Annotated in this window: 1 protein-coding gene; it reads left to right on the top strand. The window is 63.3% G+C overall.

Annotated elements, in window-relative coordinates; genetic code table 11:
• Positions 1–74: 74 nt before the first annotated feature.
• Positions 75–916, top strand: a protein-coding gene (locus MHA02_RS21860; protein ID WP_147082688.1) for an IS5 family transposase whose coding sequence is annotated in 2 segments (ribosomal slippage) — positions 75–447 and positions 447–916 — 843 coding nt in all. Because the reading frame shifts where the segments join, the coding sequence is not laid out codon by codon here.
• The last annotated feature ends 15 nt before the right edge of the window (positions 917–931 follow it).

Here is a 931-nt window from a genome sequence, read left to right on the forward strand (position 1 = left end):
AGTGTCTGTCCGGCGACATATTGAGTGACGTGAGGTGTTTGTGATTCAAGGCGGCTGGTGCTTGGAGGCTGCCGATGTGGACGAACGAGAACCGGGTTCGGTACGATCGGAGCGGCTTGCGCTATCCGAGCGATCTGACGAACGCGGAATGGGCGCTGATCGCACCGCTGATCCCGCCGGCCAAGCGGGGTGGCGGCAAGCGCAGCGTCGATCTTCGCGCGGTGGTGAACGGCCTGATGTACGTGCTGAGCACGGGCTGCCAATGGCGGGCGATCCCGAAGGACCTTCCGGCGCGCAGCACGGTGCACGATTATCTCGACCTGTGGGATTACGACGGGACGCTTGAGCGGATCCATCACACGCTCTACGTCGCCTGCCGGGAACAGGCCGGGCGGGAGGCCAGCCCGACGGCGGGGATCATCGATAGCCAGAGCGTCAAGGGCGCGGAAAAAGGGGGGCCTCGATCGACCCGCCGGGCTACGATGCGGGCAAGAAGATCAAAGGCAGGAAGCGCCACGTCCTCGTCGACACGCAGGGCCTACTGATGCATGCGCTGGTTCACCCGGCCGACATCCAGGATCGCGATGGCGGCGTATTGGTGATGGCCACGCTGTTTGGCCTCTATCCGTTCCTGCTCAAGCTCTACGCCGACGGCGGCTACCAGGGTCCGGTGTTCCAAGCGGGATTGCGCCGGGTCTGTCGCCGGATCGAGGTCGAGATCGTCAAACGCTCCGATCAGGCCAAGGGCTTTGCCGTGCTGCCCAAGCGCTGGATCGTCGAGCGCACCATCGGATGGCTCAACCGCTGCCGGCGCCTGGCCAAGGATTGGGAATGCAAAACCCGTAAAGCGCGAGCATTCCTCCTCCTGGCCTCCATTCGCCTCATGACAAGAAAGCTCTGTCAGAAAACAATATGACGCCGGACAGACTCT

Source organism: Methylobacterium haplocladii (assembly GCF_007992175.1).
GTDB lineage: Bacteria > Pseudomonadota > Alphaproteobacteria > Rhizobiales > Beijerinckiaceae > Methylobacterium > Methylobacterium haplocladii.